A 10,828-nucleotide genomic window follows, 5' to 3' on the forward strand; every position below is an offset into this window, starting at 1 on the left:
TGCGGGCTACCGTGAACCCAGCGGGGTGCCTCTATGGCTTCCTGGATATTATATCCAAAATCCAGGATCCGGGTTAGCACCTGGAGATGTGTCTGGGGCTGGCCGTCGGCTCCCATGGTGCCGAAGGCCAGGTACGGTTCTTTCCCTTTAAACACCAGGGCCGCCATGAGGGTGTGCAGGGTCCGCTTTCCAGGGGCTAGGACGTTGGGATGGTCCTCCTTAAGGGAAAAGTAGGCTCCCCGGCATTGAAGCAGGATGCCGGTCCCTTCGGCCATTATACCCGTCCCGAAGGGGAAATATAGGCTCTGGATGCAGGACACTATGTTCCCGTCACGGTCGGCCACAGCGAAATAAGTGGTGTCACCCTGTAGACTTCCTGCCGAAACTTCTACTTTGGCCCGCTCCGGGTCGATGCTACGCCGGCGGCGGGCAGCATATTCTTTGGAAAGGAGCATGGACAAAGGTATATCAACAAACTCCGGATCGCTGATGTAAGCATCGCGGTCGGCGAAGGCTAGTTTCTTAGCCTCTACCATATGGTGGATTAGAGCAGGGCTATCGAGCCCCATAGAGGCCAGATCATAGCCTTCCAGGATATTTAAGGCCAAAAGCGCCGTTATCCCCTGGCTATTAGGTGAGGTAGTATAGACGGTATATCCCCGGTATTCTACAGAAACCGGGTCGCCCCAGGTTGAAGTGTGGTGGGCCAAGTCTTCGGCTTCTATTAGTCCGCCTTCCCTTTTCAGTGTGCCGACGATGGCTTCGGCGATTGGGCCTGTGTAGAAGGCGCGGGCTCCTTCCCTGGCTAATAGCCTGAAGCTGGCGGCCAACCCGGGCTGGCACAAGATATCGCCGGGTTCCGGTGGTAAGCCTTTTGTCAAGAAGATTTTGGCTGTTTCTGGCCTCGAGGCGAGGAGTTCGCGGTGTTCTGCTATGTAATGGGCAAGGTTATAGCTTACCGGGTGTCCCTCGGCGTACTCGATGGCGGCCTCGAAAAGCCTCTCCCACGGCATGCTTCCCAAACGGCGGTGGAGATCCTCCCATGCTCCCACACAGCCCGGTACGGTCACGGCCCAAGCGCTACGCGGAGGTATGGACTTAAGGCCTTTCTCTTTAAAGAATTCAAGATGAGCACGGCGGGGGGCCCGGCCCGACCCGTTTAAAAATAAGATCTCTTTTGTCTTGGCCCAGTAGATCAAGTAGAATACATCGCCACCTATGCCGCACATATGGGGCTGAGTTACGTTGAGCACGGCATTGGTTGCTATGGAAGCATCTACGGCATTGCCACCGCTCTGCAGGATGTTGATGCCTGCCAAGGAGGCCAGCCCGTGGGCTGAGGCTACCATCCCTTTAGTACCCATAGCCACTGCGCGGTACATAAATCTTGCCACTTCCTTTCTTTATCCTTAAAGGCTGCAATTTTTGTCCTACCTTGAAAATGCGTTTTTTGCCATTTGCATCCTCCTGCTCGTGCCGCCAGGGCGGCATAAACGTCTTATATAGTAAATATCCCATTTTTAACCTTTTTGGAATACCTCAAACAAGAAAAACTAAGCCTTAAAATCCGGGGCAAGCAGAAACGGCCGTGACCGGAAGAGTCTCCAGAATACCGAGTTTAAGATGGCGAGCTACCCTTTAGTCATAACCAGGGGGTCCGGTTTTTTCTGTTTTTGGGAGGATTCCAGAGCTTTAAGATGAAAAAGTATTGAAAAAGTGTCCATGTGTTTTTAGTATGGGGGGTACTCTATCTTTGCGAATCTTACATACTTCAGACTGGCATCTGGGCAGGACGTTGGAAGGAACTTCGCGGCTGGCCGAACAAAGGGAATTTATAGATACCCTTTGTGACCTGGCTGAAGCTGAAGACGTTCACCTTATTTTGATAACCGGTGACGTATTCGATACCTTCAACCCTTCTGCCGAAGCAGAGAATCTCTTTTTTTCCGCCCTGGAAAGGCTTGCCCGGGGGGGCCGCCGGGGGGTAGTGGTCATAGCGGGGAATCATGATAGCCCTGATCGCCTGCGGGCAGCAAATCCCTTAGCCCTGGATCACGGTATTTGCTTAGTAGGCTACCCTCTGGAAGAATTGCCCTTAGGTAAGGGCAAGGGTGGGGTGGAGCGGGTGGCTGCAGGACCGGGGTGGCTGGAGCTGAAAATCCCTGGGTGCGAGGAACATGCTGTGGTAGGAACCTTGGCCTATCCTTCGGAGGCAAGGCTTAATGAAATATTAAGTGACGAATTGCAGGAAGAAACGATGCAGCAAGCTTATTCTGAGCGGATCAAAGCCTTATTTAAAGATTTAAGCCGCCACTTTCGCAAGGATACCGTCAATCTCATTATGAGCCATCTTTATATAGCCGGGGGCAAAGAATCAGATTCTGAACGGCCCATACAGTTGGGGGGAGCCCTGGCCGTGGCTCCGGCTGCTCTCCCGGAAACGGCCCATTATATCGCCCTTGGCCACCTGCACCGCCCCCAAGCGGTAGAAGGTACTCCAGCGCCCTGCCGGTACGCCGGATCCCCTCTAGCTTACAGCTTCTCAGAAGCGGACCACCGAAAGGAAGTAGTGCTTGTGGAGGCGCAACCCGGGCGTCCTACAAGTATTAAGCGATTTCCTCTTAACTGTGGTCGCCCTTTAAAGATCTGGCAAGCCTCAAGTTTAGAGGAATTTTTCCGCTGGTGCCAGGAAGAAAGGAACCTCCAGTGCTGGGTAGACTTAGAAATCGAGGCTTCAGAACCTTTATCGCCACGTGATATTGCTGAAATCCGGCGGCGGCATCCGGGGGTGGTCAATATACGGGTGCGCTTGCCCGAAAATCTGTTTTCTCCTCGAGAGTCTTCCCGGACTTCTTTGCCGCTAAAGGAGCAATTTCGCCTTTTTGCTGCCCGTGAGTTGGGTAGCGATCCTCCCGAGGAGCTGGTAGATTTATTTTTAGAATTAATAAATACGAAGGAAGTTAACGGAAGTATTTTCGATCAAGATCCTCGAAAAGGGGAGAGAGGATGAAACCTTTAGAGCTAGAGTTTTCGGGTCTACATAGTTATCGCGAAAAACAGCATATCGATTTCGCCGAACTTTCTCGTTATGGCCTTTTTGGGATTTTCGGACCCACTGGAGCAGGTAAATCCACCATACTTGATGCCATTACTTTAGCCCTTTTCGGAAGCGTAGACCGGGCCGAGCGGGGGAAGCGAGGGATTTTAAACCAGGAAGAGCAGGAGTTGTGGGTATCCTTTGCCTTTGAGTTGGGAGGAGAGGTTTTCCGGGTAGAACGGCTGTACACGCGCGATAAATCGGATCCCTTTTCGGTCCGGGCCCGTAACGCCCGCCTTATACGCGGGATGGCCTGGAATAAGGGCCTTGAAGTTTTAGCTTCCACCCCTAACGAAGTGGATCTTCAGGTTGTAAAGATACTGGGCTTGAGAAAAGAAGATTTTACCAGAGCGGTAGTGCTTCCCCAAGGGAAGTTCGATGAATTTTTGAAACTGACCGGCGGGGAAAGGGCCAAAATGCTAGAGTATATATTTAATCTTGAGCAGTACGGGGACGAGCTGGCGGAAAAAGCCAAGAAAGTTCTCTTAGATTGTGAGCAGCGGCTAAGCAACATAGCCGCAGAAGAAGCCGGTATGGGGGATGCATCCTTAGAGGCTCTTGTTAAGGCCCGGGAGGCGGTATCTACGCAGTTGCGTAAGGTAGAGGAGTTGAAGGAAGCAGTTCAGGTTTGGCGAAAGCAATGGGAAGAGATGGAAGAACTTAGGAAGCTCTACGAAAGGTTAGAGCAGGCGAAGGCAAAATATGAAGCTTTACAAAAGGAGCGGGCCTTTTGGGAGGGACAGCGAAGGATTTTAGAGCTGGCAACTAAAGCTGAACCTTTGCGCCAGGACCTCGTAAGGGAAGAGGAAATAGCTTCTGAGATTCGGGAGATAGAGGGAGCTAAATTGCAAGCCCGGGATAAAGAGGCCCGCGCGGAAAAGGTATTCCGCCAGGCCCAGGTAGAGCTGGAGGAGGCCGAAAAAAGGCGGAGGCAGGAACTGCCTGAGTGGCAGGAAAGGCTGGCCGCCTTGAAAGCTGCTGTGGAGAAGGCAAAAGAAAGGGATAACCTTAATTCTATTATAGAAAAACAAGTCCAGGAGCTTGAAGGTTTACAGCGGAAGTTGGAAGGGTTGTCATTTGAGCTAGAAGTAAACACTAAAACTTTAGAAGCTCTTTTAGATAGGCGGAACAATATCCTCGATGAAATGCGTTCTATAGAGATAAATGTCAAGGAAAAAGAAGATGTAGAGAGGGCTATCCAACTTCTTATCCAGCTAGAAGATCGCGAGCGTGAACTTTGTACCTGGCAAAGGAAATATGAAGAAGAAAAAGCACGGGTAGAGAGGGAGTTTAAGAAGTTAAAAGAACTTGTAGAAGAGCGACTACCCGGAGTCCAGGTGGAGAAGGCTAGTGACCTTGCTCCTTTGGTAGAGGCTAAGCTAAAGGAGATACAGGCCAGAGTGGACGCCCTCCGGCTTGCGAAGGAGAGGCTAATATCGGAAGGGCAAGCAGCCATGCTGGCTGCCGGCCTTAAACCAGGAGACCCTTGCCCGGTGTGTGGTTCCCGGGAACACCCCCGGCCTGCTTCAACCGAAGAGGTTAAAAATAAGCTTAAGGAACTAGAAAAAGAAAGGGAAATAGCGGAACAAGAGCTACAGGTCTTGCGGGCCTGGCGAGATTCTGTCTTTAAAGGTGTGGCCCAGCTAGATGCCCTCTCTCAAACCATACATAGAAACATCCAACCTGAAGTTAAGCGCTTGGGAACAGAAGTTAAAGAGCTGGCTAGCAAGTTTAATCAGATTGCTTTGGGCAAAGAAAGGGAAACTATACGTAAGCGCTGGGAGGAGATAAAGGAAAGGGAAAAAAGACTAGGGGAGCTTGCTCGCCAGAGGGAGAAAGTAGAGGAAGAGTTAAATAGGGCAGAGGGTAGGGTTAAAGAGATTAAAGAGGAAATGCAGAAGATTAAAATTGCTGAAGGCTCCTTAAAAGGAGAACTGGCCAGCCACGAGGCTCGCCAAAGGAAACTTAAAGAAGAAATCCGCCAGGTAGCCGGAGAACAAGATCCGGGGCAATTGCTGGCTGTGGTGGAAAATACCATCCAGGAATTAGAAGAAAGGATAAATATCTGCCGCGAGCAGAAGGATACTGCCCTAAAAGAACTTAATGAAGCGCAGAAAGAGTTAGCTGCTTTAGAGAGCAGGCTGGAGGGGTTAAAAAAGGAAGAACAAAATTTAAAAGAGCGTTTAGAAAAACATCTTGCGGTAGCGGGGTTTGCTACCAGGGAAGAAGCCCGGGGAGCCCTTTTAGATGAGGAACACCGGCAGTCGCTGGCTCGGGAACTGGAAGATTTTGAACGCCGGCTTTTTGCTTCAGGGGAGGAGGTTAAGGGATTAGAGGAAGCTCTGTCTGGCCGGGAGTTTAGAATGGAGGCATGGCAGGACCTTAAAGAGCGGTTAGCAAAGGGCGAGGAAGATCTTCTAGAAGCTAATAAGCAACTGGCCATATATCAAAAGGAGCTAGAGCGCATTGAGCAAAACCACCAGCGCTGGCTTAAAATTAAAGAAGAAGAGGCTAGAATAACCCGGCGACGGGATCTGGCGGAGATTTTGCGGCGTATTTTAAGCGGCCGTAAGTTTGTGGAATTCCTTGCCGAAGAGCAGTTAAGGGATATGACCTTGGAAGCCTCCCGGCGTCTGGGAGCTTTAACCGGGCAGCGTTATGCCTTAGAGCTAGGTGAAAGGTGTGAATTCGTATTACGTGATGATTTCTACGGCGGCCAACGGCGGCCTGTTTCTAGCCTCTCCGGCGGCGAGACCTTTCTTACCTCCCTTTCCTTGGCCTTGGCCCTTTCTTCCCAGCTCCAGCTAAAAGGCCGTTATCCGTTAGGGTTTTTCTTTTTGGATGAAGGTTTCGGGACTCTAGATGGCGAAAAACTGGAAGTGGTGCTTCAGGCTTTAGAAAGGCTCCGCCTCGGGCAGCGTCTGGTGGGCGTGATATCCCATGTGCGTGAGTTAAAGGAACGTATGCCTGTTTATTTAGAAGTGCTCCCACCCGGACCTGATGGTACCGGGAGCCAGATAAGACTCGTAAAAAATCTATAGGAGGGTTTCTTGTGGCTGGTATCGATATAGTCGGCCTGGGCGATAGTTTAACCTACGGGTACCCTTACGGGCCAGAATCTTCCTGGCTGGCTCTGGCTGCTAAAGTTACGGGAGCAGTTGTAGTAAATAAAGGTGTTAACGGGGAAACCACCCAAGAGATGCTACAGCGCTTTGAAGAGGATGTCCTTGAGCTTAACCCGCGTGCAGTTATCGTACTAGGAGGCACCAACGATGCTTGGGCGAAGACAGATGTGGCTAAAGTGGAAGCCCAAGTAAGGGAGATGATAGAAGGGGCTAGCAGGGCCGGTATATTACCAGTAGTTGCCCTTCCCCCGCCCTTATGTCCCAAGGACCCGGATATTCCCTTATTCTTCCTGGAAGAGATGGAAAAACTCCTTGAAGCCTACCGCCAAGCCTACCGGAGATTGGCCCACTCACATCATTTGCCGCTTTTGGACTTCTATACCGCGCTATTAGAGCCAGAAACAAGATGGGGTAAGGTCGAGTATTTTATCGATGGAGCCCACCCTAACCGGAGGGGTTACCAGGTTATGGCCGAAGTTGCTTTGCCCTTCTTCCGGAAGCTAAAGGAGAGTAGGGGATAATTGTTTAATATAGTTTAAGCTACAATAAAAAAATAAAGTGTATATGATAAAAACAGCAGGGAAATCGGAAGCTACGGCGAATAATATTTTTAAGAAAAAACTCTAAGAAAGGAGGCGGGAACCTGGGTTTGCGGGTATAGGGCTTTGGGGGAAGCCCAGAGCAGCCCCGGGCTCAGGGAGGTAGATGGAAAAGGTAATTGAGGAAGTAAAAAGACAGGTGGAAAGATACAGGGGGGACATAATCCAGTTTTTAAGGGATATTGTAGCCATACCTTCTCCTAATGGCGCGATAGGCCGGGTAGTGCAGCGCATAGCCGAAGAGATGAAAAAGCTGGGTTACGATGAAGTGTTCTTCGACCATATGGGCAATGTAGTGGGACGGATAGGCCGGGGAGAAAAAATCCTTCTTTACGACTCCCATGTGGACACGGTGGATGTGGCCGACCCCAGCCAGTGGGAGTGGGACCCTTACCAGGGCAAGATAGAAAACGGCATTTTCTACGGCCTGGGAGCCTGCGACGAGAAAGGTTCCACTCCAGGGATGGTTTACGGGCTTAAAATAGCGCGCGAACTAGGCCTTTTGGATGGTTATACTGCGTATTATTTTGGCAACTTAGAAGAAGTATGCGACGGTATAGCGCCCCACTCTTTGGTAGAGACGGACAAGATACGCCCGGATTTTGTGGTTATCGGCGAGCCCACCAATATGCGCATTTACCGGGGCCACCGGGGCCGGATTGAGATGAAAGTAGTGACTAAAGGACGTACTTGCCACGCCAGCGCACCTGAAAGAGGGGAAAACGCGCTGTATAAAATGGCCCCTATCATTGAAGCCATAAGCAGGATGGGTGGCGAATTTCTGGAGGACCCCTTTTTGGGGAAGGGAAGCATAGCCGTAACCGACATCCACTGCAAAACTCCTTCTATAAACGCACTGCCGGATGAGTGCACCATCTTCATCGACCGGCGGCTCACCTTTGGTGAGACGTGGGAGATGGCTGTAGAGCAGGTACGTAGAGTAGCGGAGCCCTACGGGGGAGAAGTGGAAGTACTAATCTATGATGAGCCGAGCTACAACGGATTTGTATTTAAAGTAGACAAGTATTTCCCTGCTTGGGCTTTACCGGAGGACCACTTCCTCGTACAGGCCGGAGTGGAAACTTGCGAAAAACTATACGGCCATAAACCCGAGACAGGCAAGTGGGTATTTTCTACAAACGGTATTTACTGGATGGGCAAGGCCAATATCCCGGCCATCGGTTTTGGTCCCGGAGATGAAGTATATGCTCACACGGTTAAGGATCAGGTGCCTTTGGATGATGTAGTAAAAGCTACAGAGTTTTACGCCTTATTTCCTGCTATCCTGAGGACCCGGTTAAGATCTGGTAAATAGGCTTTTTAAGCTGCTGAATATACCTTTTTAATAAAGCTAAACATGTATGCCTATAATATAAATCCGATTCTCTTTAGAAGGATTTATAAGCCTTAAGGTCGAATTTAATTTATAAATAAGCATAAAACGACGGCTTGACCTTCGTATAACCCCAGCAATAGGGCTGGGGGTCTCTACCAGGTGACCGGAATCACCTGACTACGAAGGGGAAAATTTATTTCCCCAGGTTCCGGTCACCTGTTTTTATAGGAGGTGAACTAGGGATGGGAAGCCTGATCGGGCAACCTGTAGGCCGCATCGAGGGGCCGGGTAAAGTTACGGGGCGGGCCATTTACCCTGCTGATATTACCTTCCCGGGGATGTTGTACGGGAAAGCACGCCGGATACCCGTGGCTTCCGCACGAATAGACAAAGTAGACGTAGAAGCGGCCCGCAAAATTCCTGGGGTGGTAGCTGTTTTAACGGCAAAGGATGTCCCTGGGCATAACGGTCACGGTGTCCTTATACCCCATATGCCCGTACTGGTAGCTGACCGCGTTCGCTCGGTTAACGACGTGGTGGCCGTGGTGGCGGCTGAGAGTGAGGAGGCGGCAGAAGAGGCAGCAGAAGCCATTAAGGTCGAATACGAGCCCCTGCCAGCCGTTTTCGATCCTTTAGAGGCCATGAAGCCGGGTGCTCCTCTGGTGCATGAAGACGGGAACATTCTTTATCATATTAAGATAAGGCGCGGAAATATAGACGTGGGCCGGAAGGAAGCGGCTGCTATAGTAACCAGAACTTATCGCACGGCCATGATGGAGCACGCTTTTTTACAACCCGAAGCGGCGGTGGCTAGGGTGGATGAGAGAGGGCATATTGAAATCCATGTGGCTACCCAGTACCCCCATTGGGACCGCGTGGAAGTAGCCCGGGCGCTGGGGTTGCCGGAGACACGCGTGCGGATTATTACCACGGCGGTAGGCGGCGCCTTCGGTGCCCGGGAAGATATGACCTTGCAGATATTGGCAGCTCTTTTGGCCTGGCATACCGGCCGCCCGGTAAAAATGGTCAATACCCGGGAAGAATCCTTTTATTCCCATAGCAAGCGCCATCCTATGATAATGAAATATAGTACGGGTGCGGACCGGGAGGGACGTTTAACTTTTGTAGAAGCGGAGATCATCGGGGATAGCGGTGCTTATGCTTCCTGGTCCCCCAACGTTCTGCGCAAGGCCGCTGTACATGCCACCGGCCCTTATTATGTTCCCCATGTAAAGATCGATGCCTATGCAGTGTATACTAATAATCCCTTTACCGGTGCTATGCGTGGTTTTGGAGCTACCCAGCCTCCCCTGGCCTATGAGGCTCAGATGGATCTATTGGCTGCAGAACTGGGGCTTCATCCCTTTACCATCCGCTGGCGCAATATTTTACGCCAGGGGGATGTGACGGCTACCGGTCAGGTGCTGGAAAGCAGTGTGGGGTTGGAAGCCTGCCTTCTGGCTGCTGCCCGTGCTGCCGGTTGGGACGTAGAAAGATTAAAATGATGAAGCAATCAGAGGGAGGAGGAAACATGGCCAAAAAGAGGGGTGTCGGTATAGCTTGTACCTTTTACGGGATCGGCTACGGGAACGGGTTCCCGGATGTGTCTACGGCTTTAGTGGAGATTCATGATGACGGTTCTGTCACGGTACGTACTGGAGCTGCTGATTGTGGCCAGGGCTCTAGCACTGTGCTGGCTCAGATCGCAGCTCAAGAGATAGGGGTTCCGGTGGAAAAAGTAACGGTAGTCTCTGCAGACACAGATGCTACGCCCGATGCAGGCACTACGGCCGCCACAAGGCAGACCTATGTGTCTGGCAATGCTGTAAGACTTGCAAGCCGCAAGGCTGCGGATAAACTCCTCGAATTTGTTGCCCGGGAGCTAGGGGTAAATACCATTATGGGGCTTAAAGCGAGCGACGGGTACATTACTGTTTTAGGTTACCCTCAAAAAAGGGTATCCATCGCTGAGGCCGCCAGCAGGGCCAGGTTGCAAGGTGTACGCCTTGTAGGAGAAGGTACCTTTACAGCCCACACCACTAAGCTAGATGAAAACGGGCAAGGCGTGCCCTATTGGCCCTATGCCTTTGGGGTCCAAATCGCAGAGGTAGAAGTGGATACAGAGACCGGGGAAGTAAAGGTTTTAAAAGTTATAGCGGCCCATGATGTAGGGCGGGCTATAAATAAGGCTGGGGTTATAGGCCAGATATGCGGTGGTGTGGCCATGGGGGTAGGTTTAGCTTTGATGGAAGAAGTAGTTTTACAGCAAGGGAATATCCTTAATCCCTCCTTTAGTACTTACTTAATTCCTACAAGTTTAGATGTACCGGAGATAGAACCCATCATTATAGAAGATCCTGAGCCCACCGGGCCCTATGGAGCTAAAGGAGTTGGTGAGCCGGCCACCCTTCCTACCGCGCCAGCCATTTTAAATGCCATATATAACGCTACAGGAGCGCGCCTTACAGAATTTCCTGCTACACCAGAACGGGTACTTAAGGCGTTAAAGGCTGCTAATCCGGCACTTAAGGAGGACAGTAATTAACCATGAATATTTTGATCAAAAACGGAATACTGGTCACCCTGGACAAGGAACGTCGGGTATTTACGGGTGATCTATATATCTCTGGAGACCGCATAGCTGCCATCGGTCAGACCCCACAAGAGGCAG

7 protein-coding genes and 1 riboswitch are annotated in these 10,828 nt (G+C 51.0%); of the genes, 6 read left to right on the plus strand and 1 reads right to left on the minus strand.

Going from position 1 to position 10,828, the window contains the following annotated elements; all coding sequences use genetic code 11:
- Positions 1–1,382: gamma-glutamyltransferase (ggt, locus tag L5656_RS08455; protein WP_297201765.1), on the minus strand; the 1,382-nt coding region annotated here is incomplete at its 3' end.
- A 371-nt stretch (positions 1,383–1,753) separates the two neighbouring features.
- Between ggt and L5656_RS08460 the strand changes: the two genes are divergently transcribed.
- The 6 genes from L5656_RS08460 (at position 1,754) to L5656_RS08485 (ending at position 10,702) form a co-directional block, all read left to right on the plus strand.
- On the plus strand, positions 1,754–3,010 hold the full coding sequence (locus tag L5656_RS08460; protein ID WP_297201768.1) for a metallophosphoesterase family protein: 1,257 nt from the start codon (positions 1,754–1,756) through the stop codon (positions 3,008–3,010).
- A complete protein-coding gene (locus tag L5656_RS08465; RefSeq protein WP_297201770.1) occupies positions 3,007–6,138 on the plus strand; it encodes an AAA family ATPase in 3,132 nt (1,043 codons plus the stop codon). Before L5656_RS08460 ends, L5656_RS08465 begins: the two co-directional genes overlap by 4 nt.
- Positions 6,139–6,149: 11 nt before the next feature.
- Entirely contained in the window at positions 6,150–6,743 is a 594-nt protein-coding gene (locus L5656_RS08470) for an SGNH/GDSL hydrolase family protein (protein ID WP_297201772.1), read from the plus strand.
- 184 nt (positions 6,744–6,927) lie between these two features.
- Positions 6,928–8,136 (plus strand): YgeY family selenium metabolism-linked hydrolase, encoded by a 1,209-nt coding sequence (locus L5656_RS08475; protein WP_297201774.1) that lies wholly within the window; start codon positions 6,928–6,930, stop codon positions 8,134–8,136.
- A gap of 121 nt (positions 8,137–8,257) precedes the next feature.
- A riboswitch (purine riboswitch) is annotated at positions 8,258–8,357 on the plus strand.
- 42 nt (positions 8,358–8,399) lie between these two features.
- The gene (locus tag L5656_RS08480; protein WP_297201776.1) at positions 8,400–9,662 is read left to right on the plus strand and encodes a xanthine dehydrogenase family protein molybdopterin-binding subunit; all 1,263 of its coding nucleotides are present in this window, start codon (positions 8,400–8,402) and stop codon (positions 9,660–9,662) included.
- 26 nt (positions 9,663–9,688) lie between these two features.
- Entirely contained in the window at positions 9,689–10,702 is a 1,014-nt protein-coding gene (locus L5656_RS08485; protein ID WP_366018158.1) for a xanthine dehydrogenase family protein molybdopterin-binding subunit, read from the plus strand.
- The last annotated feature ends 126 nt before the right edge of the window (positions 10,703–10,828 follow it).

Origin of the sequence: Thermanaeromonas sp. (assembly GCF_021890735.1) — a bacterium.
Lineage (GTDB): Bacteria > Bacillota > DSM-521 > Neomoorellales > Neomoorellaceae > Thermanaeromonas.